Genomic DNA, 24,718 nt, shown 5'->3' with positions numbered 1-24,718 from the left:
AATTGAAAAGTCATCCATACTTCTTTATTCAACTTAATACTTATACAATAACGTGCAGCTGTACGTCTAAATTATAAATCATAGAATTTTATCAAAGACACTTTCTATTTGAGGTAATAGGAAGTGTCTTTTTGTATGTCTTTAACAAGATGTAAAAGTAACTTCATGCTAGCTTAATGTTCGTATTTTATGATAAGGGTGCCTTTAGGTGTTTGTAAGGTACTTTCAATAGAAAGGAGTATGAAGATGATAAAAGCATGGTTGAGTAAAATATTTGAGTTAATTCCACGCGCTATCGTAAATATTTTCGTTTAAAGCAAGCTTCTAAACTAAAAACTAAAACTGAGGTGCTAAAAAATGAAAAACAGAAAGAACTCTTACAGTATTCGTAAATTAAGTGTTGGTGCGTCTTCAATCATTGTCGCATCGATGTTATTTATTGGGGGCGGCGCTGCACACGCGGCAGAACAGGATGTACAAGGGAATTCTGAAAGTCATACAGCACAATCACACGGGGCAGATAATGAAAATTTAAGTGAGCCACAAACGAATGATCAAAAAGATAGCCAAACAGTAGAAACTAAGAATGATACTTCATCAGCTATACATAAAGATGAAACACAAAACCAAGCGCAAACAAACACTGCGAACCATCTATCAAACAATGATAATCAATCTAATGAAGACCTAACGACAGATCAATCTACTTCGGAACAGACAGATAAAGATCAATCAAAAGGACAACCAGTTGATAATCAAACTACAGAAGATAAACAATCAAAACAAGATATTAATCAATCTAATTTACAAAAGCAATCATCTGAAAATAATGATGGACAAGAAAGTAAAACTCAACAAGATACAGTAAATAAGCAGGAAAGTGCAGCTGAAACGACACCTGCAAAAGAAAATCAAGATAATAAACAGCAAAATTTAGATGAAAATGCTAATACAACAACACAAGAGTCAAGTTCAGAAGTAGCAAAGGTTCGAAATAATGAGGAAACTTCAAAATCTGAAGATACTCAATCAGATAATGAAAAAGAGCAAACAACATCTGAGGACTTAAAAGATCAAGCATCTTCATATGAAAATACATCAGAGTCTTCTCAAAATAATAAAGCTGATGAAACAACACCTAATAACGACAAAGATAAAACAAATAAAACTCAACCAGAGCAACGTAATCATAAAGTATCATCTTCAACTCAAAATAAAGAATTAAATCGTGAAACAACACAGCAATCTAAAGATAATGAACAACAAAGTGATGTTGCAGAAAAAGAAGCTCCGGTAGAAGCTTTAAATAATGATCAACAATTTAATTCGTCTCAAAAAGATGCAAAAGATAAACAACTTAAAGTAAATGATTTAAAGAATGATAAAGCGACAGACCATCCTTCACCTAGTGACAAAGATGATCAATCTAAAAAAGGATTAAATACGTTAACACGCAATGCGATTGCTACACCTAAAAAGAAATCAGCACAACAAGCTGAAACAAAGGTTAAAAAGCAAGGCGATAAATCCTTCCCACAAATTCAATATAAAAACCATGATCCAATCATACTTGTTCATGGCTTCAACGGATATACTGCAGATAATGGTCCAGTACTAGGTCATAACTACTGGGGCGGTAACCGAATTAAACTTACACAAGAGTTAAGAGCTAAAGGTTACAACGTTAGTGAAGCGAGCGTGAGTGCATTTGGCAGTAATTATGATAGAGCCGTGGAATTATATTACTATATTAAAGGTGGTACAGTTGATTACGGTGCTGCACATGCTGCTAAATACGGTCATGATCGTTATGGTAAAACATATGCTGGGGCGTATCGCGATTGGAAGCCTGGTCAAAAAATTCATTTAATTGGTCATAGTATGGGTGGACAGACTGTTCGTTTACTAGAAGAAATGCTTCGAAAAGGTAATCCTGAAGAAGTTAAATATCAAAAGAAACACGGTGGCGACATTTCTCCTTTATATAAAGGTGGCCAAGATAACATGGTTTCTTCAATCACGACATTAGCAGCACCACACAATGGTACTCATGCAGCTGATATCGGCAACGAACCATTTATTCGCCAACTTGCATATGATTACGCTAAATTCCAAGGTAGTAAACATTCAAAAGTTGACGTAGGTTTAAAACAATGGGGTCTTGTTCAAAGAGACGATGAAACGAATGCTGAATATCTAAAACGTGTTAAGAATACTAGTAAGATATGGAAAACGAAAGATAATGCATTCTATGATTTAAGTCGTGAAGGTACAAGTAAGTTAAATCACCATACGTCACTCAATCCAAATATTGTATATAAAACATACAGTGGGGAATCAACAAGACCAGCATTGAATGGTAGACAAAAAGCTGATATTAATATGGGTATGTCCTATATCGTTACAGGCAATGTGATTGGTAAAGTTCCTGAAAAAGAATGGAGAGTGAATGATGGCTTAGTTTCAGTTGTTTCAGCACAACATCCATTTAACCAAGCATACACACCTGCAACGAAAGATATTAAAAAAGGTGTATGGCAAGTAATGCCTGTAAAACATGAATGGGATCACGGTGATTTCGTTGGATCAGATGGTACAGAAGCACGTATTTCAGTAAATGATTTAAGAGCATTCTGGGACAGCATTGCTGAAGAAATTGTTCAAAATGAGAAAGTAACAGATAAATAACGTTTCAATATATGCACGTCGTTGATAGAGAGGACCTTTATCTTCGGCGTGTTTTTTTATGTAAAAGAAGCTATATGAAGATCGCAATCAAACAACACGATATATTGTGTCTAATGATATTTAATATCTAAAAGACTAAATAAACTAGTCGTAATTAAATTTTAATAAATTATAAATTGAAACGCTTTCATTTTAGGCGTATAATTGTTTTAGTTTTTAAAAAAGGGATGATTTACATGAAAGTGAATAAGTATTTAATATTCATATTGGGAGCATTAGGAGGTTTATTATACGGTTATGATAACGGTGTAATCTCTGGTGCATTACTTTTTATACATAAAGATATACCTCTTAACAGTACGACAGAAGGGATTGTCGTATCATCCATGTTAATTGGTGCCATTATCGGGGCAGGAAGTAGTGGTCCATTAGCCGATAAATTAGGACGTCGTCGTCTAGTAATGTTAATTGCCGTCGTCTTCATTATTGGTGCATTAACACTTGCATTCTCTACAAATCTTGCACTTCTAATTGTGGGACGATTGATTATTGGTATAGCAGTCGGTGGTTCTATGTCTACAGTACCAGTGTATCTAACTGAAATGGCCCCTACAGAATATCGTGGCTCACTCGGTTCATTAAACCAATTAATGATTACTATTGGTATTTTAGCAGCATATCTTGTGAACTATGCATTCGCCAATATTGAAGGTTGGCGTTGGATGCTTGGTTTAGCAGTTGTACCATCAGTGATTCTACTTATTGGAATTTACTTTATGCCTGAAAGTCCAAGATGGTTACTTGAAAATAGAAGCGAAGAAGCGGCTCGTAAAGTTATGAAGATTACTTATGATGATAGCGAAATTGAAAAAGAGCTTAAGGAAATGAAAGAAATCTCAGCTATTGCTGAATCATCATGGTCAGTAATAAAATCTCCTTGGTTAGGTAGAACACTTATTGTAGGTTGTATCTTTGCGATATTCCAACAATTTATCGGTATTAATGCGGTTATCTTCTATTCTTCATCAATCTTCGCTAAGGCTGGTTTAGGTGAAGCGGCATCTATTTTAGGTTCAGTTGGTATAGGTATAATTAATGTTCTTGTTACAATTGCAGCATTATTTGTAGTTGATAAAATTGACCGTAAGAAATTATTAGTCATTGGTAATATTGGGATGATTGCATCACTTATCATCATGGCAGTATTGATTTGGACAATAGGTATAGCATCGTCAGCGTGGATTATTATCTTATGTTTATCTCTATTTATCGTTTTCTTCGGTATTTCTTGGGGACCTGTGTTATGGGTCATGTTACCAGAGCTTTTCCCTATGCGCGCTCGCGGTGCAGCAACTGGTATCTCAGCATTAGTGCTTAATATTGGTACATTAATTGTGTCATTACTATTCCCAATTTTAAGCGATGCGTTAAGTACCGAATGGGTCTTCTTAATCTTCGCTGTAATTGGTATACTTGCAATGCTATTTGTTATTAAATTCTTACCTGAAACACGTGGACGTAGTCTTGAAGAAATTGAACATGATTTACGCGAACGTACAGGCGCTAAAACACATTAAAACATCTAAATTACACTCCGTTTTCAATTTATGATTGAGAACTTGGAGTGTTTTTTTAATTTTAAGTATGCGCGCATAGTTTAATTATTATTAATGAAAAGAACGTTTAATAGTTTTCATGTTCAGGGTAAAAAATGAAAGTTGGAAATATATTGAATGGAGGTGTCTATCTTGAAAAGTGCTCAAGCGCTAGAACGCACTTTAAAGTCATTAGATGGGCAAAAATATGGTGCCTATAAACGTACGAAAGGTGTGTATGAATTCGATCAATTTAGACTTGCTATAGACCATGTACAAGTCGATCCGTTTGCACCACCTTCTAAAATGAGATGTATCGTAGCTAGGGATGAGGCAGGCATACCTGATCAATTATTAGATGACAAATATAAACGTATTGCTGTGAGTGATTTCTTAACGCGAGCAGTGCACAATAAGGTGAGAGAGCTAACAAAAAAGGATAAAAAATTCGGGAAGATACAAATCGATCGCTGTGGACAAGAGATGTTAGAGCGTACCTCTGTGGTGATTAATGATACTGACATTGAAGCGCGTATCGAAGTGGGATTACCTGCAGCAGGCCGTAAAATTCTTGGTAAAGCAGCTGCACATACAATTATCGATACCTTACCAGAAATTGTTGATCAAGCATTACACTATCAACATCTTGACCATTCTAAACTTCAAGATCAAGTTAATCTTATTAAAGATCAGATGTATATTCGAGAAGAATTAGACAAACGCAACCTAGTTTCATTTGTTGCTAACGGCGCAATTTTACCTCGACAAAGTGGAGTATCTGACCGTCCTATGCACCACGCTATTCAGTTTCAAAGCCCAGAAAAATTTGAGATTCAATTAGACTTACCTAGTGGAAAATCTATTAAAGGTATGGGCATACCTAAAGGAATTACTTTAATCGTAGGTGGCGGTTATCATGGTAAATCCACATTACTCGAAGCACTTGAGCGTGGTGTATATAATCACATAGATGGAGATGGTAGAGAGTATGTCATCACACAACATGATGCGATGAAGATTCGTGCTGAAGATGGCAGAAGTATTGAGAAAGTCAATATTCAACCATTTATCGATCACTTGCCAGGTAAGAAAGATACTACGGAATTCTCAACAGAAAATGCAAGTGGCAGTACGTCTCAAGCAGCAAATGTGATGGAGGCTTTAGAAGCTCAGACATCGCTTTTACTTATCGATGAAGATACATCTGCGACGAACTTTATGATTCGAGACGGACGTATGCAAAAGTTGATTGCTCCTGAGAAAGAACCGATTACACCATTTTCAAATAAAGTTAAACCATTATACGAGGATTACGATGTCTCAACAATTCTTATTGTTGGTGGCTCAGGAGATTATTTTGATGTAGCTGACCAAGTATTAATGATGGATGAATATCATTTGAAAGATGTGACAGTTGAGGCAAAAGACATCGCACAATCTACAGGATATGAAAGACTTGATATGTCCAATAGTGAATTTGGTAGCATTCCGTCTAGAGTCCCTCTTAAATCTAGCTTCAATAAGAAAGGCAAAGATGGTCGTTTTAAAGCTAAAGGGCTTCATGCAGTTACTTATGGTAAAGAACCTATTCAAATCTCTGGTTTAGAGCAACTTGTCGATGATAGCCAGACTAATAGTTTAGCAATGATGTTAGATTATCTTAACAACGAATTACTCAACGATACTGATACATTGATTGAAGCAACAGATCGTTTATATCAACGTATTGAAGCACAAGGTTTAGAAGTTGTTTCACATCATCAAGGTCACCCAGGTAATTTAGCCTTACCACGTAAACAAGAGTTGATAGGTACAATTAATAGATATAGAGGATTACACATTCGTAGCGATAAAACTGAATAGAGATAATGATTAAGCGTATTGTTAAGTCTCACTATGTTGAGTAAATTAACAATACGCTTTTTATGGTCCATTATGTATGCTATTTATCGCTCGGTTTTTCGCATCGTAGATATGACTTATTAAATTAAATTATTGCGAAAATAACATCTCAAAATGTAAGCAAAATAGCGAAATACAAATTCGAGGGGTATAAAATCTAAAAAAAGGTTACCCATATCCTAAATGAGTAACCATAATTTCAAAATATTATATGTTATGTTTATCTATACCTTCAGCGGCTCTAATACCACTAAAGATACAACCACCTAAAAACGTACCTTCAAGTGCACGATAACCGTGAAGACCACCGCCACCAAAGCCAGATGCTTCACCAGCAGCATATAAACCTTGTATAGGTTCACTTTGTTGGTTGATAGCACGTCCATCTAAATCGGTTTGAATACCACCTAGTGTTTTACGACTAATAATGTTAAGTTTTACTGCAATTAATTTACCACTTTGATTACTTAGGAAAGGTTTAGGTTTTGCAGTTCGTACAATTTTATCTCCTAAAAACTGTCGTGCATTATGAATAAATGCTACTTGAGGGTCTTTACTAAATGAATTGGTAATTTGCAAATCACGTGATTTAATTTCAGCTTTAATATCTTCGTATTTTAAAAGATCACCATCTACGAGTTCATTCATTTTCTTAACGAGCGTGCCTAAATCATCGGCAACCACAAAGTCTTCACCTTTTTCCATAAATGCATTCACTGGTGAAGTCGCTTGTTTGCTTAATCGCTCTTTAATTAACAACTGAATGTCTTTGTTAGTTAAATCTGGATTTTGTTCTGAACCTGATAACACAAACTCTTTTTTAATGATATCTTCAGTCAAAATAAACCATGAATAGTCATATCCTGTTTTCATAATAGTTTCCAACGTGTGTAAAGTGTCAAAACCAGGATAATCTGGTGCAGACATACGATGTCCTTCAGCATCAAACCACATTGATGAAGGACCAGGAATGATACGAATCCCATGTTGAGTCCAAATTGGACTATGGTTTTTAACGCCTTCTGTATAATGCCACATACGATCTTTATTAACGATGTTGACGCCTGCATTTTCAGAAATACCAATCAAACGTCCATCAGTAGAGTCTGGCACACCTTGAATCATATGTTCAGGGGCTTGGCCTAGACGTTTAGGCCAATACTTCTTAATTAATTCGATATTTGCGCCAATGCCACCTGATGTAATAACAAGATGTTCTACATCATATGAAAATGTATCAATCACTTGTCGAGAGGAAGGGGCGCCACGTTCAACATCACTATCTTCGAGAATATTTCCAGAGATATAGCGTACTTGATTATCTTCAATGTCGATAGATGTGACTTGATGTCTAGGTAAGAAAGTGACGCGACCTTCTTGCTCTTGTTGAAGAACATAATTACTAAATGGTTCTACAAGTCCAGGGCCTGTTCCCCATGTAATATGGAAACGAGGAACTGAATTACCGTGACCCGATGCTGAAGCACCACCACGTTCAGCCCAACCTAGAATTGGAGTTAATTTAACGCCCATACGATTTAAGTAGTCTTCCTTTTCATATGTTGCGAATTTAACATAAGCTTTTGCCCATTGTTCAGCCCAATAGTCCTCGCCATCAAGACGGTCAAACTGTGCTGAGCCTAACCAGTCATTGAGTGCTAATTCATAAGAATCTTTGACACCATAACGACGTTGCACTTTTGAATTGACTAAGAATAAGCCTCCGAATGACCAGTATGCTTGGCCACCAATAGCTTGTCTAGGTTCTTGGTCGATTAAAGTCACATGGTATCCCTTCTTAAGAAGTTCCGTTGCAGCTACGAGACCACTTAAACCGGCACCGATGATATGTACAGTTTTAGTCATGAATATACTCCTTTATGAATTTTCGATTTTTATATGTAATATGCACAAGTTAACACATATTTTATCATTAAGTTCCCCTGACGCATAACCTTTATATGAAAATGAACACCACTATTGTGAACTTCATTTTCAAATGAATAAAATAATCCATGTTTATTTCTACAAAAGAAGCAACAATGTATAATAAGAATTAACCAACTAAAGACATCAATGGAGGTGCAAGAATGACACAAATCAACGGAATAGACGAGTGGGTTGAAGTTACAGAATATTTTCGATACATCGAGGACATGATTGAGCGTAATTTCAAACAAAACTATGGTGTTAGTTTAAGAGAGTTCTATGTACTTCATGAATTATATAAAGCGCAAGATAAAAAGTATAAAATTAATGATTTAATTAAAGAAGTGAAATTGAGTCAGAGTGCGATGTCGCGTCTCATAGATCGACTGCGATCTCCGAAGAAAGCATTAATATGTAAGGATATGAGTGATGAAGATCAACGCGCGACGTATATTTATCTTACAGACAAAGGCAATTCTATTGTTCAACAACTCATGAAAGATTATAGAAAGTTAATTAGCAAAGTCGATATCGAAAGTATTGAACGACAAATACAAAGAGCTAAACGTGCTAATTTATCTTAAGCCATAATAGCGTTAATTATTAAACAAAAGGTGCGACTGTAAATGACATTTAAGTCTGTTCAATTGATGGAAGATTTAGTGAGAAATTTGAATATAAACTTTGAAATATATGCTAATGAAAAATGGAATAAAGAATATGAAGCACTTGATTTGAGTATTAATCATATAAAATGTAAAAGCAGATTAGCTAAGAAAACGAATAAAAAACAGGGATATTTCGTAACATTATGGACTAAAGATTCGATGTCAGTTAATCAACCATTTGAGTATGCTAATTTTCCTGAGAAATTAATAGTAAATGTGATTGATAAGGACAAACTTGGCCAATTTATCTTTCCAAAAGATGAATTATTAAAACGAGAGATATTAAGTAATCATTTTAAGAAAGGTAAAATGGCTTTTAGAGTTTATCCTAGTTGGGTCACACACTTAAATTCTACTGCCCTAAAAACGCAAGTATGGCAGAGTAAATATTTTATAGACTTAACGGAAAACATTGATAAACAGACTATATTAAGGTTATATGGGTAGATATGAATTTAAAATGACTGCTTTTTGTCTATTAATATATTTGCTAGTTGGACTAATAAACCAATACTACAAATAAAAATAGATAGATAAACTAGCATGTTTATATTGTGAGTGATAAATAATAATGAACCACATAAAGCTGATCCAATACTACTTCCCAAGTAATTAACTGAGCTATTTAATGCTACTGCAGTCTCACCATAACTTTTATAATTTTTAATAAGTATATGTTGTTGAGGAGCCTGTGTAGCCCAACCCATAGCGCCCCAAAGTAAAAAAGGGAGGCAGCTCGCGATAGGTGTGTGGATTGAGATAGGTAGAAGTATGAAGCTAAATAAAAGAAGTATCATTATACTTAGCACAATTAGGTTAGTAAACTTAAACCTATCTATAATAAACCCAATACTAAAGCTTCCTATCAAGCCTCCAATACCCCACATCATCAAGTAAGTAGTAAGAGAATAGATACTTTGATATTGTTCAACAATTTTACTTAAATAGGTATATAAACCTAAACTAGCGATTGCTGCACACACTGTAACTGTCATTATTCGAATAATATGAGGATGTATAAATAGCTTAAATCTTTCTTTGATACTTGGTGGAGTCGGGGCAAATATTGCTCTAAAGTGAATAGCTATAAGTACACACGTTAGGGTACTTATTAAGACAATAAATAATAAAGTGACTCTCCAAGAGGTTAAATTTGATATTTGAATACCTAAAGGTACCCCGATGACAGTACCTATACTCATGCCTCCAACCACAGTTGCAAGAGCTTTCCCTCTATTTTTATTCTCTACTAATTGACTGCCTGTACTAACTGCCATTGGAGAAAAGATGCCTGCACCTACTCCAGCAATTGCTCTTGCCAAGAGATAAATAGGTAAATTAACTGCCAAAGATGTCATGATGTTCGCAAAAATAAAGATGATTAGAGCGAATATAAGTGTTTGCTTAACATTAATTTTAGCTAAAAAGATAGAAAATAGTGGCGCAGAAATTGCAAATACAAGTGTAAATATTGTTACACCTTGTCCGATTGCAGTACTTGATTGATTTAAACTTCTACTCATTTCAGGGATTAAGCCTGCGACGATATAAGTATCCATACCTAATGAAAACATTCCCAAGGCTAATATTAGTATTTTCTTCATAATAACCTCCTGTGAAAACTAAATAGTTTTTAATAATGTAAATTAAGGTTAGTATTTAAATATAAAACTTGGAATAATAAAAGAGTTTCATGGTGTATTAACTAAAAGTTTCAAGGGGATTAATATGGAGACAGATTATATTAGAGATATATTGGAAGTGGCTAAATATAATAGCTTTAACAAAGCATCAGAGGTAATGAATATCAGCACGCCTGCAATAAGAAAAAGAGTTACTTCAGTCGAAAATGAATTAAATCAACAAATATTCATAAGAAACAGAAAAGGTGTGTTCTTAACTAAAGAAGGTCAATCAATACTAGAGAAACTAAATAAAATTTATGAAGAAGTTGAAAAAGTAAAAATTAGTAACTCACAGATAAACAAAAGAGACATAAAAGTAGGGTTACTTCCGAGTATTAACCCACATAATATTAAAAAGATTGAAGAAACTGAGGATTTGAATTTTCAATATATAATTAATGATAATACAGCTAGCTTGATAGAATCATTAAAAATTAAAGAAATAGATGTAGCTATTGGCGATATCGGTAACATGGCGATAAAGAACTTTTATGCTCAAAAGTTTTATGAAGAAGATTACTTCATAGTCTATTCTAAAAGACGAGAAAAGTTGAATAATTCATTGTTAAATCTTGGTAATGAAAGAATTTACATTCAAACACCACCATGTGACACACTGCATTTTTTAAACAAAGTTTTAAAAATTAAAGAAGATCTATTAGTTTACAACGATTATTTTGAGACAATTTTAGCCAATGTCTCTGCAAATAAAGGTATAACTCTTTTACCAGAATCATACTTGGATAAGGTAAGTGATAACCTTAATTATATAAAGCTTGAAGAATACGTACGTGAAATAGGTCTCATATCATCTAGTGAATCGTTAAACGCGTATATAAATGAGATATTAAGCAATTAGTTTATACAAAGATCTCAGCATAAAAGCAATCATTACACAAAAGTTTTAATGAAAATTATATCTATGATAAATGCCTTTGTTGCAAAAGTGTAATCTTTCTTTCGCTCAAATTATTCATTATACTGGATGTGTAATTATGAAAAGGGGTGGAGGATATGGATGTTAGATTTCCTATAGGAGAATTAGAGTTACCGAACAAAGTAACTTTAGTTGATGTGAAACAATGGATGAGTGAAGTAGAAACATATATTGATCAACTAAAAAATGTTGTTGATGACCTATCAGATGAGCAACTAACTAAAAAATATCGAGAAGGTAGTTGGACAGTCAGACAACTTGTACATCATATTGCAGACTCTCAAATGCAATTATTTAGCCGCTTAAAGTTAGCTTTAACTGAGGAACACCCATCAGCACCTGAGTTTGACCAAAATCAGTGGGTGGATTTAGCAGACTCAAGTTTACCTATCGAAATTTCTATACAATTACTAGATGCCCTAAATCAACGTGTTGTTGCAATTGGTGAAAACGTATCAAACTCGGACCTTGAAAGGAAAGTTAATTTAGAGGGAACAGGTGACTTAACCGTAGCATTCTTATTGGCTAAATTATCATGGCATGAGCGTCATCATCTAGAACACATTAAAATTGCACTTTCAAATTAAGACAGAGGGTTGTCTAATAATATAACGAGAGTCAAAAGGATGGGACAATATTGTCTTATCCTTATTACAATAATGTATTAATATTACTCTTGTTTAGACGCACTTTGGACAAACCTTTTATCTATGAAAGAAACTAACTGCAAAATGTAAGATTAGGTAAATGCACGAAATTTTTCAGCCTCCTATCATAAAGATAAGGAGGTTTTGTTATGGATAAGAAGCGTATAGTTGAATTAGATATTATTCGAGGCATAGCGATTTCAGTCGTTCTTTTTGCAAATGTTTCAGAAGTATTGCCCATTTTCGGAGATGAAAAGAAACCTCATTTTACAAGTCTAGATTATACGATTAAACAATTTTTCTCACTATTTATAGATGGACGTTTTATTATGTTGTTTACTTTATTATTTGGTATCGGAATGGGCATATTTATGAATAATGCGCGTAAAAAATCACTTTCACCGTTAAAGCTGATGTTTAGACGTTTACTCTTTCTATTTGTCGTAGGTATCTTTGGTATGATTTTATCATTACCATACGCAGAATATGCAATATGTGGCGCTGTCATCATGTGGTTATTCTTATTACCTCAAGCACGCTATAATTTATGGATTTCAATTCTTACACTATTAAGCATCATTATCATGACATTTGTAGATACGAATTCCAACTTATATTTAATTGATGCAATGGCAGTGATGCTATTTGGGATGTACATGTCACAAAGTGGTATGATTTATAGATTTAAGCACCATCGTAAGTTTTTCTTAAATACATTCCTTATTTGCTTAGCAGCTATTATTGTTTTAATCGGAATAAAGTATTTTGGTTCTAATTTATCATGGATGAATATAGAAGACTTAGTCACACCATTCCAAACGCTCATTTACTTCATAATACTATTATTCATTACTGATAAAGAGAGTGTTCAACGTCTTTTAGTACCTTTTGAAAAGTTAGGTAAAACAGCGTTTACGAATTTTATGGCTCAAATGTTACTACTATATTTCTTTATAAGATTTGTGTTCCCATATAATCATCCAACACCAATTCAATCAATCTGTATTGCGCTACCTATCCTCATAATAAGTATGTTAGTGACACATTGGTGGCTTAAACGTTATCGTCAAGGCCCTCTTGAAGCGTTGTGGCGTAAATGGACCTATAAAAATGTACCTAAGAAAGTAAAAAGTCGCTAAAAAAACTAATTCATACAGTCCCTATTGTAAAAATGAAAAGTCGTCTGAGCACCTTATTCAAAATAAGACGCCCAGACGACTTTATTTATGACCAATGTTGTTCAACTTTACCAAATTTCCAAATGAGCGTAGAAATCAACCATGTTACTAAAAATAGAGCGACTAAAATATAGCCTAAATAATCAAATTGAAGTGCTTGAATAAAGTCCCAAAAACCACCCTTTAAATGAAATTTCTCAGCCGTAATTTGAAGTAATTCAATCATTCCGATGATAAGTGCAGCAATGACTGAAATAGCAGTTATTGTGATATTATAATAAATTTTGCGAATTGGATTGAAAAAAGCCCAATTGTAAGCTGATTTCATTACAATGCCATCTAATGTATCTAGCAAACTCATTCCTGAAGCAAATAAAATAGGTAAAGATAATATACCAATGAATGAAATTGCTTGTTGAGAAGCGCCTGATGATAATGCGAGTAATGCGATTTCACTTGCAGTATCAAAGCCTAAACCAAATAAGAAACCTAAAGGCAATACATGCCAACTACGACTTATAACTTTGAAATATGGACCTATGAAACGCGTTATGAAACCACGGGCCTCTAATAACGCATCAACTTCTTCTTCATTAACATGTTGATGACGCAGCTGAGAAAATAACTTAATGAGTGAAATAAGAATAATGAGATTTAAAACACCAATAAGTAATAGAAAGAAACCAGATACAAGCGTTCCAATCGTTCCGCCAACTTCTTGAAAATGAGGCAATTCACTTTTAGCCCATTTTACTGAGATACCGAGTAATACGGCCATTAAAAAGACAACGGTAGAATGTCCGATAGAGAAATAGAAACCTACCCCTACAGGGTCGCGACGTTGTTGTAATAATTTACGCACAGTGTTGTCGATGGCAGCTATGTGATCTGCATCAAAGGCGTGACGTAAGCCAAGGGTATAAGCGAGTATACCCATACCAAATAAAATATGATGTTCTCTACCAGCAATCCATAAAAAGCTAAAACCAATAATGTGTAATACGATGACGATAGTGATGTAGGGAATCCAACTTAAATTTTGATGTTGTGTTTTACCCACTGAAAAACCTACTTTCCTTAGTTAGATGCAATTATTTTACTCCTATGTATTCAAAATTCCTATTTTGTGTAATGAAATGTGACAACACTTTTATGTGGAAGGGTGTTTTATAAACCTTTCAATGTGTAATAGGTTAATTAATAAGAGAATTAAGGGGGAATAAAAATGACTGAAGAGAAAGGTTGCGTGAAGTGTGGTCATACGGAAATAGAAGAAGGAACACTGTCTGCTACAGGATCAGGTTTATCGAAAATGTTTGATGTTCAGCACAATAACTTTAAAACAATCACATGTACGAATTGTGGTTATACCGAGTTTTACAAAGAAAGTGCTAACCGTGCAAGTGACTTCATAGACTTATTCTTTGGGGGATAATCATTTTTTTGAATCCAAATCTCATGCGTTATTAATTAAAATTCATTTTTTACCAAATATCTTTAAACAGATTTGTATCATTCATAGTAAAGAATTAGTAAACTAAATAAGCATACTATAAAATGAGCTGAAATAACGCTCATTTTTTATTTTACATAAAGTGAGGGGGCTTCTAATGACATCTGAGTATAAAAAGGGAATATTTTTTGCGTTAGGTGCTTACGTTTTATGGGGGATACTCCCTATTTATTGGGAACTTATAGATCATATTGGTGCATTTGAAATTCTTGCTTTTAGAATTATTTTCTCAATGATATTTATGATTCTTCTGCTTGTAGTAGGGCGCAAACAACGAGAGGCGTTCCTTAGAGATGTGAATCAATTATTTACACATCCTGTACAACTTGTAGCAATTATTGTAGCAGGATATGTAATCACGATAAATTGGGGAACTTTTATATGGGCAGTAACAAATGGGCATGTACTTCAATCAAGTTTAGGTTATTATATTAATCCACTTGTCAGTATCGTGCTAGCACTCATTTTCCTAAAAGAGAGATTTAACAAATTTGAATGGTTAGCCATCATCTTTGCATTAATCGGTGTACTCTATATGACTATTAAAATAGGGGAATTTCCATTCGTATCTATCATGCTCGCCTTATCATTTGGTGTATATGGACTCCTTAAAAAGATTGTACATATCGATGCGATTAGCAGTATAGCGATAGAATGTATTGTCACTGCGCCAGCGGGAATAATTTATGTTATCTACTTATGGCAACAACATCACATGACGTTTGGATTTAATATGTCGTCATTTTGGCTTGTCTTCTCAGGGGCAGTAACAGCAATCCCATTAATATTGTTCTCAGCAGGAGCGAAACGTATACCATTATCACTTACAGGTTTTATTCAGTATGTAGGACCAACAATTATGTTTATTCTCGGCATTTTCGTCTTTAAAGAAAAGTTTGATGTCCATCAATTAATTACATTTATATTTATATGGATTGGAATTATTCTATATAGTATTTCGCAATATATGAATATTAAGAGAAATCCAATTGCGAAATAAACGCTTCGTTAGAAAGTATATTAAATAAGAAAAGAATCGCTCATTTGAGAGATTCTTTTTTATCATTTTCAAAAATTACATCATTCCAATTAATTTCATCCATAATGAACCTAATCCAATCCAAATAATAAAGTAAACGATACCGAGTACAAGGTTCATAAGCCACCAACGTTTCTGTGATACATAGCCAGAAGCATAAAGAATTGGTGCTGGACCACTACTATAGTGCGTAGTTGAGGCTAGTAAATTACCGAAGAAACCTAACATCAATGCACTGAATAACGGTGGCGCACCAGCTGCTACTGCAACGCCAAGTAACGCGGCATACATGGCACTGACATGTGCAGTTGCACTCGCAAATAAATAGTGTGAGTAGAAGAAAAATAGAATGAGTAAAACTAACACGATTGGCCAACTAAAGCCACCTAAACTATGTGCGATGAGTTTACTTAACCAAGGAATAAATCCTAATTTATTTAATTGATCTGCCATTAATACGAGTACCGAGAACCAAACAAGTGTATTCCAGGCACCTGTTTCATTTAATATATCTTTCCAATTTAATACGCCTGTAAGTAAGAGAAGAGATAACGCGATAAAGGCTGTTAACGTCGCATCAATATTGATAAAGCTACCAGTTATCCAAAGTATTAACGCTACGATAAAAATCCCAATCATAAATTTCTCAGCTAATGAAATTTTGCCCATTTCTTCTAATTGTTCAGTAGCCCACTTTTTAGCGTTAGGTGTTTCTTTAACAGTTGGAGGGTACATTTTATAAATAATGAATGGGACAACTATTAGTGAAATAAGACCAGGAACGATAGCTGCGACAAACCAATTCATCCAAGTAATATGAACATGAGCGGTCTTCTCAGCTAAACTTTGAGCGATAGGGTTACCTGCCATTGCAGTTAAGAACATAGCTGCCGTAATAAGGTTACCTTGGAACTCTGTAAATATTAAAAATGCACCCATCTTTCTCTCAGTGCCGTCTTTAGGTGTTGAACCAAATGATTCTGAGAGAGATTTAATGATAGGGAACATTATTCCACCTGCACGAGCAGTGTTACTAGGTGTTGCTGGCGCTAAAATTAAATCTACACCTACAAGAGAATAAGCAAGACCTAGCGTCTTCTTACCAAATAACTTTACGAATTGAAGCGCGATACGTCGGCCGAGTCCTGTTTTAACAAACCCTCTTGAAATGAAAAAGGCCATAGCGATAAGCCAGATACTACTATTACCAAAACCTTCAACAGCAGATTTTGTATCCATGATGCCAACGAGTACCATAATCGTAAAGCCAATGATAGATACAGCACCGATTGTCATAGGTTGCGTAATACATGCGATAATTGTAGCCACAAAAATTGCAAACATATACCAAGCTTGGTCATTTAAAGCATCAGGTTTAAAAGGGGTGAGTGCCCAAATAATTAATCCTACAACAATTGGAAGTATGAATTTACGATATTTAACCGTATTCTCCATCGTCACTTTCCTTCTTTCTGTCTCAAATTAAACTTTTTACATTTCAATCATAGTCTTCTGAAAATGATATGTACAGACCTAAAAGATTATTAATGAGAAAGATTATCAATAGCGTGCATCTTAGCTTTGAAATAAATTTGCCATAGTTTTGAGTGAGTAATAAAGTTGTTCACCTTTAAGAGTTAATGCGTACTGAACTTTCTTAGGATTATCATTAGTTTCTATTCTACTTACAATATTTTCTGCTTGTAACTCTCTCAATTGATTCGTTAATATTTTCCTACTTATACCAGATATACTTCGATGTAATTCATTATAAAAACTTGGTGCTTCAAATAAATAATTGATGATGACACCGTTCCACTTTTTACCTAGGACGCTTAAAACATATTCTATAGGGCAACCATCACGTATGACCTTATTACAATTACCATAATTTAAAGTATTAAGACTCATTTTATCCCTCCAAGCAGTAGTTACAAAAAAGTGCCTTCTTGTTGACTAACCATCTAAGTTTTACGATTAAAATGTACCAAAACTTATTGACGAGGTGAAGAAAATGAACTTAACCCAGATATCTGAGCACGTGTACAAACTTACAGTAAAAGCTGTAGTGGGAATACCTATTACGATTAATACCTGGTATGTCGTAAAAGATAACGAGGTTTACATTATTGATACAGGTATTGAGCAATACGCTGAATTACAAATTAAAGTTGCTCAATTACTAGGAGAACCTAAAGCTATCTACCTAACCCATGGTCATGTGGATCATATTGGAGCAGCAAAAACAATTAAAGATAAACTCAATATTGAAGTTTATGCCCATTCTAATGAACTTAAATATATAAATAATGAAGAAGCGTATCCGAATAAAGACAAAATTGAAAGCACTAACATTAGTCATGAAGTCAAAGCGCTTAATAGTAAACAATTTGATGAGTTACCACTTAAATATATATTTACTCCAGGTCATGCCCCTGGACATGTAGTTTTTTATCATGAAGAGGATGAAGTTTTAATTTGTGGAGATTTATTTATATCAGAGGAAGACGCCTTACATCCCCCAATTAAGAAATTTACTTATAATTTAAATGAAAATATTGAAAGTGGCTATATCATTAACGACTTAAAACCTAAAATAATTACAACATCACATGGTCGTGATATGAATTACTCCAAAAGTGCTTATGAAATTTATCGTTTTAAATATGAGGAGTCTTTAAAATGAAAATAAAAATACTTCAATTTGAAATTAAAGAGGCTGATTTTGAAGCAAATAAAGATACGATAGAATCTTTGATAAGTGAAAATTATAAAAATACAGATATTATCGTTATACCAGAAATGTGGAATTTGGGGTATGCGCTCACTCAATTAAATCAGTTAACAGATGAAGCAATGGCAAAGTGTTATGATTTTATAAGTCGTTTAGCAAAACAATTTAATACTAATATAGTGGCTGGTTCTATATCTAATAAAACTGAAAAAGGGATTTATAATACGGCTTTCTCAGTAGCAAGAAATGGTGCCTTATTAAATAAAAACGATAAAGTTCATTTGGTGCCAATGTTAGATGAACCTCAATATTTAACTGCGGGAAAAGATAATCCTAACTGCTTTGAAGTTGAAGGTATGCCAGTTTCTCAATTAATTTGCTATGACTTAAGATTTCCTGAAGTGGCACGACACTCAATTATGGAGGGATCTAAAGTTATATTTGTTGTGGCACAATGGACTACCAAAAATTTAGAACACTGGAGAATATTATTGCGAGCCAGAGCTGTCGAAAATCATTGTTTTATTGTAGCCTGTAATAGTGTCGGTAGGGTAAATCACCCTAACCACATGACTAACACCTATGCAGGTCACTCAATGATTGTACATCCAAGCGGAGAGATTTTAATTGAAGCGAACGATGGTCCTCAAGTTATAGAATGTGAAATCAATATTGAAGAGGTAGACGTCCAGAGAGAAAACATACCTACTTTAGATATTTATAATTAATAGAAGAGCATAATTAAACTAAAAAATGGGAGATACGATAGCTAAAAATAATGCTACGCATCTCCCAAGTTCTTATTACGACTCTATTAAAAACTCATCCACAATTAAATTATATTTGTTTGTCTAAGTGAACAATGTGAGTAATATTAGTTCTATTTTATAATTCTTATAAAGCTTAATATTTTGAAAGATCTAGTGAACCAACGACTTCTTCATCACGTAAATCATTATCTTGCATTGTTACTTTACCATTAGATTTGTAGACTTTAATGATTTGTAAACCGCCAACACCAGTAGTATGTATTGCTGGTATTTTGTAATAGTTACCTTTGTCGATGATTTTGCCAACTACACTAATGCTACCTGGTCTGCCATGAGTTCCTTTAATTGCTTCTTTTACAGCATCATTGACAAGTACTGAATGAGTATCGGCCTTTTTTAAGTTAATGTGACCTGCATTTTCAGTTTTATGAGTATCGTTATCTTCAAATGTTACTTTACCACTAGATTTAAAAACTTTAATAATTTTTAAACCACCAGCTCCAGCAGATTCATAAGCCGGAATTTCGTAATAACTACCTTTATCAGTTATAGCTCCAGTTGTTTCAAGACTGTCATTTCCATAATCAAAATGTTGAGAAACTTGAGTACGAGCTAAGTCAATAATGTAATTAGAGTTTTGTGCACTTGCATGAGCTGAATTTGGACTTGCTACTAAGATTGATCCTGTGATAGCTAATGCTGAAATTGTAGTTAAAGCTTTCTTTTTCATAAAATAACGCCCTCCTGAAATTTATAATCATTTTGCATTATTAACGTAACATAAATGTAATAATATATGTTTTGAATTTACAAAATATTTACATTTATTATAGATTGATTTAATATTCTATAATTTTTTAAATAAAGAAAATTTTAAAAATTAATTGAGTAAAGGTAAATCTAAAACAAAAAAAGCACCTAAAAAGTTAAATTGAAATCTAACTTTTTAGGTGTGTCTTACTTGAGAGAAATATTTTAATTATATTATTGTTCAGCTTTTAAAACTCGAGTCATTTCTTCAATTTTACCTGCATGTAATGGGATGTGTAATGCATTAAGCACTAAAAGTTCTTCTAATGTTTTACAACCTGCGATAGGCTGGTCAATTTCTTTTTTGAGCTCTTTATCAGTTAAATGTGTAGCTCTTTCAGGTAACGTTTTAATGTCATTTAAAATGCTTTCGATTGAAGGAACTTCATCATTTCCCCAATCTGATGGCTTAGTTCCAGTTCCGAACAATTCACTATATTTATCAACATCAACAACTTCTTGATTACCCATTGCGAGTGCTTCTTCAAACACAGTTAGTACGTGACCATATTGCCAATGTAGTGTATTTGGGAAGACACTGTCATCTTTATCTAATACTTTCATAACATCCCATTTATCATAAACATCTCTAATATAACTTACACCAAAGTCTATAACGTCATAAACAGTTTTAGTCATTTTATACACCCTTTCAAGTGATTTCTAAAAAATTGCTTGCAACATGTGTCTACCCGCTTTTAAAAATGACTACGCATATAATGACGAAGCTATTTGAATTCATATGTAGACTTTGTTTATTATAAAAGTAAACAAAAGGAATATAGGTGAAATGATGTATAAATACTTTAAGAGAAATCGTTTCTCAACGAAAAGTTCTGATATTAAAGATGATACTGGAAAAATAGTCGGTACCATTCAGAAAAAATTTAATAATATTTTTCAACGGTTGGTTAGTTTTTTCACATTAGGTTTTAAATTTAATCAATTCGTAATTTATGATCATAATGGTGATGTAAAAGCGAGTGTCAAAGTAAAAACGATAATGGCGCAAAAGCGTTTTGATGTTACATATGCTTCAAATAACGGGGAATCACAAGTTTTATTTGATAAGCAAAGTAATGGTCGTGGAGAAACTTATGGAATATTGAAATTTGATGGTAGAATCCTCAATATTCATTCAGACGAGAATAAATATACAGTGATAAAAGATTCTAAACAAGATAAAGAAATCGCAAGTTGGAAACAAAATGGTGACTATGCATATGTTGAGGGGAAAAGTGAGTTATATGAAAAGAATCATTTATTATTTATATTGATTTTGCATTCTTTCGCAAATGTTCATGTATCGCACAGTATTCTGAATCCATTTAATCCAGATACTACTGGCTCCCCAATTATATAAAATGTGTAAAAATTAGTACCTGGTGTTAAAAGTTTCGATATGATACGCTCTAATTATTCACGAAGATAAATAGGGGAGTTATATATGAATTCATTAGCAAGAGTTACTGCTCAAGGTGCATATGTGCCTAATAAAGTTTTAGATAATTATGAGCTTGAAAGAATGGTTGAGACCAATGATGAATGGATAGTCCAAAGAACCGGTATTAGAGAAAGACGAATCGCAGATGAACAAGAGCAAACAAGTGACTTAGCCTATTATGCGGTTAAAGATTTGGAAAATAAGTACAACGTTGACATCACTGATGTGGACTTTATCATAGTTGCTACCCTTACTCCTGATTTTAAAACACCAAGTGTTGCGTCTTATATTCAATATAAATTAGGTATTGAACATGCCGGCGCTATAGATCTCAATGCGGCTTGTGCAGGTTTTACATATGGATTACAATTAGCTAATTCATTAATTAGTTCAGGTATGCATCATAAAATTTTAGTTATAGGCGCTGAAACGCTTTCTAAAATTACAGATTATACTGATCGTTCAACTTGTATCTTGTTTGGAGATGGTGCAGGTGCATTTCTAGTAGAAAGTAACAAAGACCAATCAAGTTTTATTGGACAAACCAATGGATCTAATGGTGGTAAGGGTAAAAATCTCTATGCTACGCACACTGCTAATCAATTCGACAATGAAACATTAAATGACCATGGTGTTATTGTTCAAAACGGTCGAGAGGTTTATAAATGGGCAGTAACTACAGTACCTAGAGAAGTCAATCGACTTTTAGATAAAGTGAAGATAGATATCAATCATATCGATTGGTTTGTACCTCATAGTGCAAATCAGAGAATGTTAGAATCAATTGCTCATAAACTTCATTTACCTAAAGAAAAATTATTAACAAGTATTCAATATTTTGGAAATACATCTTCAGCATCAATTCCTTTAGCTATAGACTCAGCCATGAAAGAACAAAAAATTAAAAATGGAGATAAGCTCTTATTATTTGGTTTTGGTGGGGGCTTAGCCTATTCAGGCTTGGTTATAGAGTGGAACGTACCTACCACTTAAAGATAATCTAAAATGTAAATAGCGATGAATGCCACCATAAAAATAGGCATTCATCGCTTGTTTTATTATTGCATATAATTAGTGCGTCTCACCCATAGCAACTTTAATATCTTCTTCTCGTGATATCGCCTTGATAGCAGTCGTTAATCCTTTCGTGATTGTAGCGATAGACATTGATGGTTTCTCAGGTTTATCAGTAACTTGTTCTGGAATGTAAGGTACATGAATAAATCCAAACAGTAAGTCTGGATAAGACGTATCTGCTAAATAACCTAGTTGATATAATATATGATTACATACAAATGTTCCCGCAGTATTTGATAATCTGGCAGGTACTCCTGCTCTTTTAATAGCTTCTACCATTTTTTTAACAGGTAAATTTGAGAAATAAGCCGGCGCGCCGTCTTCTTTTATTACTTTATCAATAGGTTGGTTACCTTTATTATCTGGAATACGAGCATCATCAATATTTAACCCTACGCGCTCAGGTGTGATTTCGAAACGACCTCCAGCTTGACCAATTGCTAGAACAACGTCATAAGTGTCTTCTTTCAACGCCTTACAGATAATGTTTTTAGATTCATGAAAGACGGTGGGAATTTCTAATTTAGTGATGACATGTTCGCCGATGTGCGTATCAAGACGATGTACGGCTTCTAAAGCAGGATTTGTGGATTCGCCATCAAATGCATCAAACGCAGTTACTAATATTTTCAAACTCAACGCCTCACTCTCAAATTCAATCATTTAGTTTCATTTTAAAATGATTCTTCACATAAAAACAACTCCGCTACACCTATGTAAGGATAGCGAAGTTGGCATATAAACACTTCAATGATGACTTAAGCGTGGGCATGCTCAGGAACGTCTTTAAAGTTCTCTAGGCGACGATTCCATTCTTCATTACTGATATCATGTTTTGCAACATAACGATTACGTTCGTGTTTCGCACAGTCGTATGAGCATGCGCCTAAGTATTTTTCTTCATTTTCTTCAGATACAAGGATTTGTTTGTTACATTCTGGGTTAGCACAATTAATGTAACGTTCACATGGTGTACCGTCGAAATGCTCTTTACCGATAACTGTTTTCTCAACTTGATTAACATCTACACTTATACGTTCATCGAAAACGTACATTTTACCATCCCAGTATTCACCCTTAGTTTCAGGGTCTTTACCGTAAGTCGCAATGCCGCCATGTAGTTGGCCTACATTTTCGAAGCCTTCTTTAACTAACCAGCCAGAGAATTTCTCACAACGGATACCACCAGTACAATATGTCACGATATTTTTACCATCTAATTGATCTTTATTGTTGCGAATCCAATCTGGTAAATCACGGAAACGTGTAATATCAGGACGAATTGCACCACGGAAGTGTCCTAAGTCGAATTCGTAGTCGTTACGTGCATCTAAAATAACAGTATCTTCATCTTCTAAAGCTTCTTTAAATTCTTTAGGTGAATAATATTTACCTGTAGTTACGCGTGGATCTACATCATCTTCTAAACCTAAAGCAACGATTTCTGTTCTAGGTCGAACGTGCATTTTCTTGAATGCATGACCTTCAGCTTCATCAATTTTGAATGTTAAATCAGCGAAACGTTCATCCGCATGCATATGTTCGATATATTTATCTGTGTCTTCTTTTGTACCAGATAAAGTACCATTAATGCCTTCTGTAGAAACTAAAATTCTACCTTTTAAATTATTTTCTTTACAGAATTCTAAGTGCTCTGACGCAAATGTTTCTGGGTCATCAATTGTTACGTATTTATAGTATAAAAGTACTCTATAATCCATTTTTACATTCTCCTCTTTTATTTCTTCTCTATATATAGGGCGATGATTTATAAACATTATTTTGTAGACAAACTAACATGACATAAACAAACTGTTAGAAAATCCTTCTCAATCGAGAAGTCGAAATGCATAAGACGATGATGAGTGGTGAAAGGGCTTGTATAAAGTCTGATATTAATACTGTTTACATTTTTTCCATTATAATATTGTACCAAAATGATAAATAGTTTCAATATGCTAGCTTATAAATCATTATTAAAGTTGATATTTTTTGAAAATGCAATCAAATTTCGCGACATTTTTTAAGAAAATAAAATATAAAAATAACCGTTATAATACCGCTCTAATGACAATTAAGTTGAGTTCTTATAAAATGGTATC

At 33.8% G+C, this 24,718-nt stretch carries 23 protein-coding genes; 14 read left to right on the top strand and 9 right to left on the bottom strand.

Annotated features, from left to right (window positions below):
• The first annotated feature begins 357 nt into the window (after positions 1 to 357).
• From lip to MHI13_RS21465, 3 genes are all read left to right on the top strand, one after another.
• Positions 358 to 2,688, top strand: a complete 2,331-nt coding sequence (gene lip, locus MHI13_RS21475; protein ID WP_064210600.1) for a YSIRK-targeted triacylglycerol lipase — start codon at positions 358 to 360, stop codon at positions 2,686 to 2,688.
• Positions 2,689 to 2,924: 236 nt separating this feature from the next.
• Positions 2,925 to 4,265: a glucose transporter GlcP gene (locus MHI13_RS21470; RefSeq protein ID WP_064210601.1), complete on the top strand. Its 1,341-nt coding sequence runs from the start codon at positions 2,925 to 2,927 to the stop codon at positions 4,263 to 4,265.
• 171 nt (positions 4,266 to 4,436) lie between these two features.
• On the top strand, positions 4,437 to 6,146 hold the full coding sequence (locus MHI13_RS21465) for an ABC-ATPase domain-containing protein (protein ID WP_002469843.1): 1,710 nt from the start codon (positions 4,437 to 4,439) through the stop codon (positions 6,144 to 6,146).
• 246 nt (positions 6,147 to 6,392) lie between these two features.
• On the opposite strand, the gene MHI13_RS21460 is transcribed toward MHI13_RS21465, so the two are convergent.
• Positions 6,393 to 8,051, bottom strand: coding sequence for an FAD-binding dehydrogenase (locus MHI13_RS21460; protein WP_002435045.1), 1,659 nt, complete (start codon positions 8,049 to 8,051; stop codon positions 6,393 to 6,395).
• Positions 8,052 to 8,275: 224 nt separating this feature from the next.
• Between MHI13_RS21460 and MHI13_RS21455 the strand changes: the two genes are divergently transcribed.
• Entirely contained in the window at positions 8,276 to 8,698 is a 423-nt protein-coding gene (locus MHI13_RS21455) for a MarR family winged helix-turn-helix transcriptional regulator (RefSeq protein ID WP_002435022.1), read from the top strand.
• A 42-nt stretch (positions 8,699 to 8,740) separates the two neighbouring features.
• The gene (locus MHI13_RS21450) at positions 8,741 to 9,229 is read left to right on the top strand and encodes a MepB family protein (RefSeq protein WP_002435006.1); all 489 of its coding nucleotides are present in this window, start codon (positions 8,741 to 8,743) and stop codon (positions 9,227 to 9,229) included.
• Between the two features lie 8 nt (positions 9,230 to 9,237).
• Here MHI13_RS21450 and MHI13_RS21445 read toward each other — a convergent pair whose 3' ends face one another.
• Entirely contained in the window at positions 9,238 to 10,386 is a 1,149-nt protein-coding gene (locus MHI13_RS21445) for an MFS transporter (protein WP_002434977.1), read from the bottom strand.
• Between the two features lie 124 nt (positions 10,387 to 10,510).
• Here MHI13_RS21445 and MHI13_RS21440 point away from each other — a divergent pair, with 124 nt between their 5' ends.
• The 3 genes from MHI13_RS21440 to MHI13_RS21430 all read left to right on the top strand — a co-directional run bounded on the left by MHI13_RS21440 (position 10,511) and on the right by MHI13_RS21430 (position 13,190).
• A complete protein-coding gene (locus MHI13_RS21440) occupies positions 10,511 to 11,326 on the top strand; it encodes a LysR family transcriptional regulator (RefSeq protein WP_002434945.1) in 816 nt (271 codons plus the stop codon).
• A gap of 155 nt (positions 11,327 to 11,481) precedes the next feature.
• The gene (locus tag MHI13_RS21435) at positions 11,482 to 11,991 is read left to right on the top strand and encodes a YfiT family bacillithiol transferase (protein ID WP_002434968.1); all 510 of its coding nucleotides are present in this window, start codon (positions 11,482 to 11,484) and stop codon (positions 11,989 to 11,991) included.
• A gap of 209 nt (positions 11,992 to 12,200) precedes the next feature.
• Positions 12,201 to 13,190: a DUF418 domain-containing protein gene (locus tag MHI13_RS21430; RefSeq protein ID WP_002434983.1), complete on the top strand. Its 990-nt coding sequence runs from the start codon at positions 12,201 to 12,203 to the stop codon at positions 13,188 to 13,190.
• A gap of 85 nt (positions 13,191 to 13,275) precedes the next feature.
• Here MHI13_RS21430 and MHI13_RS21425 read toward each other — a convergent pair whose 3' ends face one another.
• Entirely contained in the window at positions 13,276 to 14,289 is a 1,014-nt protein-coding gene (locus MHI13_RS21425; protein ID WP_064210603.1) for a HoxN/HupN/NixA family nickel/cobalt transporter, read from the bottom strand.
• 165 nt (positions 14,290 to 14,454) lie between these two features.
• On the opposite strand from MHI13_RS21425, the gene MHI13_RS21420 reads away from it, so the two are divergent.
• Entirely contained in the window at positions 14,455 to 14,664 is a 210-nt protein-coding gene (locus tag MHI13_RS21420) for a zinc ribbon domain-containing protein (RefSeq protein ID WP_002434976.1), read from the top strand.
• Positions 14,665 to 14,839: 175 nt separating this feature from the next.
• Positions 14,840 to 15,742, top strand: a complete 903-nt coding sequence (rarD, locus tag MHI13_RS21415; RefSeq protein ID WP_002434965.1) for an EamA family transporter RarD — start codon at positions 14,840 to 14,842, stop codon at positions 15,740 to 15,742.
• A 75-nt stretch (positions 15,743 to 15,817) separates the two neighbouring features.
• On the opposite strand, the gene MHI13_RS21410 is transcribed toward rarD, so the two are convergent.
• Together MHI13_RS21410 and MHI13_RS21405 are read right to left on the bottom strand one after the other, a co-directional pair.
• Positions 15,818 to 17,236: an anion permease gene (locus tag MHI13_RS21410; protein ID WP_002435042.1), complete on the bottom strand. Its 1,419-nt coding sequence runs from the start codon at positions 17,234 to 17,236 to the stop codon at positions 15,818 to 15,820.
• 120 nt (positions 17,237 to 17,356) lie between these two features.
• A complete protein-coding gene (locus MHI13_RS21405) occupies positions 17,357 to 17,692 on the bottom strand; it encodes a winged helix-turn-helix transcriptional regulator (RefSeq protein ID WP_002434996.1) in 336 nt (111 codons plus the stop codon).
• 103 nt (positions 17,693 to 17,795) lie between these two features.
• On the opposite strand from MHI13_RS21405, the gene MHI13_RS21400 reads away from it, so the two are divergent.
• Both MHI13_RS21400 and MHI13_RS21395 read left to right on the top strand, forming a co-directional pair.
• A complete protein-coding gene (locus MHI13_RS21400) occupies positions 17,796 to 18,467 on the top strand; it encodes an MBL fold metallo-hydrolase (protein WP_002435027.1) in 672 nt (223 codons plus the stop codon).
• The gene (locus MHI13_RS21395) at positions 18,464 to 19,243 is read left to right on the top strand and encodes a carbon-nitrogen family hydrolase (RefSeq protein WP_002434911.1); all 780 of its coding nucleotides are present in this window, start codon (positions 18,464 to 18,466) and stop codon (positions 19,241 to 19,243) included. The genes MHI13_RS21400 and MHI13_RS21395 overlap by 4 nt, the downstream gene beginning before the upstream one ends.
• Before the next feature lie 175 nt (positions 19,244 to 19,418).
• On the opposite strand, the gene MHI13_RS21390 is transcribed toward MHI13_RS21395, so the two are convergent.
• Both MHI13_RS21390 and MHI13_RS21385 read right to left on the bottom strand, forming a co-directional pair.
• A complete protein-coding gene (locus tag MHI13_RS21390; protein WP_002434896.1) occupies positions 19,419 to 20,015 on the bottom strand; it encodes a hypothetical protein in 597 nt (198 codons plus the stop codon).
• A gap of 254 nt (positions 20,016 to 20,269) precedes the next feature.
• A complete protein-coding gene (locus tag MHI13_RS21385; protein WP_002435055.1) occupies positions 20,270 to 20,734 on the bottom strand; it encodes a bacillithiol transferase BstA in 465 nt (154 codons plus the stop codon).
• Between the two features lie 154 nt (positions 20,735 to 20,888).
• Here MHI13_RS21385 and MHI13_RS21380 point away from each other — a divergent pair, with 154 nt between their 5' ends.
• Entirely contained in the window at positions 20,889 to 21,458 is a 570-nt protein-coding gene (locus MHI13_RS21380; protein ID WP_002434907.1) for a tubby C-terminal domain-like protein, read from the top strand.
• 84 nt (positions 21,459 to 21,542) lie between these two features.
• Positions 21,543 to 22,532, top strand: coding sequence for a ketoacyl-ACP synthase III (locus tag MHI13_RS21375; protein ID WP_002435000.1), 990 nt, complete (start codon positions 21,543 to 21,545; stop codon positions 22,530 to 22,532).
• Between the two features lie 78 nt (positions 22,533 to 22,610).
• On the opposite strand, the gene pcp is transcribed toward MHI13_RS21375, so the two are convergent.
• Together pcp and trhO are read right to left on the bottom strand one after the other, a co-directional pair.
• Positions 22,611 to 23,249 carry a pyroglutamyl-peptidase I gene (gene pcp / locus MHI13_RS21370; protein WP_002435001.1) on the bottom strand — a complete coding sequence of 213 codons (639 nt, stop codon included), beginning with the start codon at positions 23,247 to 23,249 and terminating at the stop codon, positions 22,611 to 22,613.
• Between the two features lie 125 nt (positions 23,250 to 23,374).
• Positions 23,375 to 24,337: an oxygen-dependent tRNA uridine(34) hydroxylase TrhO gene (gene trhO / locus MHI13_RS21365; protein ID WP_002435023.1), complete on the bottom strand. Its 963-nt coding sequence runs from the start codon at positions 24,335 to 24,337 to the stop codon at positions 23,375 to 23,377.
• Positions 24,338 to 24,718 lie beyond the last annotated feature (381 nt).

This window comes from Staphylococcus sp. FSL K6-0223, assembly GCF_038008285.1.
The sequence above is the reverse complement of the archived record's forward strand: the minus strand, read 5'-3'. Positions and strand labels throughout refer to the sequence as shown.

Bases quoted from the DNA above. Each gene is read 5' to 3' on its own strand.
- MHI13_RS21400 (WP_002435027.1), top strand. From the start codon at position 17,796: ATGAACTTAACCCAGATATCTGAGCACGTGTACAAACTTACAGTAAAA.
- MHI13_RS21460 (WP_002435045.1), bottom strand. From the start codon at position 8,051: ATGACTAAAACTGTACATATCATCGGTGCCGGTTTAAGTGGTCTCGTA.
- MHI13_RS21445 (WP_002434977.1), bottom strand. From the start codon at position 10,386: ATGAAGAAAATACTAATATTAGCCTTGGGAATGTTTTCATTAGGTATG.
- MHI13_RS21395 (WP_002434911.1), top strand. From the start codon at position 18,464: ATGAAAATAAAAATACTTCAATTTGAAATTAAAGAGGCTGATTTTGAA.
- MHI13_RS21410 (WP_002435042.1), bottom strand. From the start codon at position 17,236: ATGGAGAATACGGTTAAATATCGTAAATTCATACTTCCAATTGTTGTA.
- MHI13_RS21405 (WP_002434996.1), bottom strand. From the start codon at position 17,692: ATGAGTCTTAATACTTTAAATTATGGTAATTGTAATAAGGTCATACGT.
- lip (WP_064210600.1), top strand. From the start codon at position 358: ATGAAAAACAGAAAGAACTCTTACAGTATTCGTAAATTAAGTGTTGGT.
- MHI13_RS21450 (WP_002435006.1), top strand. From the start codon at position 8,741: ATGACATTTAAGTCTGTTCAATTGATGGAAGATTTAGTGAGAAATTTG.
- rarD (WP_002434965.1), top strand. From the start codon at position 14,840: ATGACATCTGAGTATAAAAAGGGAATATTTTTTGCGTTAGGTGCTTAC.
- MHI13_RS21420 (WP_002434976.1), top strand. From the start codon at position 14,455: ATGACTGAAGAGAAAGGTTGCGTGAAGTGTGGTCATACGGAAATAGAA.
- MHI13_RS21385 (WP_002435055.1), bottom strand. From the start codon at position 20,734: ATGACTAAAACTGTTTATGACGTTATAGACTTTGGTGTAAGTTATATT.
- MHI13_RS21390 (WP_002434896.1), bottom strand. From the start codon at position 20,015: ATGAAAAAGAAAGCTTTAACTACAATTTCAGCATTAGCTATCACAGGA.
- MHI13_RS21455 (WP_002435022.1), top strand. From the start codon at position 8,276: ATGACACAAATCAACGGAATAGACGAGTGGGTTGAAGTTACAGAATAT.
- trhO (WP_002435023.1), bottom strand. From the start codon at position 24,337: ATGGATTATAGAGTACTTTTATACTATAAATACGTAACAATTGATGAC.
- MHI13_RS21440 (WP_002434945.1), top strand. From the start codon at position 10,511: ATGGAGACAGATTATATTAGAGATATATTGGAAGTGGCTAAATATAAT.
- MHI13_RS21375 (WP_002435000.1), top strand. From the start codon at position 21,543: ATGAATTCATTAGCAAGAGTTACTGCTCAAGGTGCATATGTGCCTAAT.
- MHI13_RS21470 (WP_064210601.1), top strand. From the start codon at position 2,925: ATGAAAGTGAATAAGTATTTAATATTCATATTGGGAGCATTAGGAGGT.
- MHI13_RS21430 (WP_002434983.1), top strand. From the start codon at position 12,201: ATGGATAAGAAGCGTATAGTTGAATTAGATATTATTCGAGGCATAGCG.
- MHI13_RS21380 (WP_002434907.1), top strand. From the start codon at position 20,889: ATGTATAAATACTTTAAGAGAAATCGTTTCTCAACGAAAAGTTCTGAT.
- MHI13_RS21435 (WP_002434968.1), top strand. From the start codon at position 11,482: ATGGATGTTAGATTTCCTATAGGAGAATTAGAGTTACCGAACAAAGTA.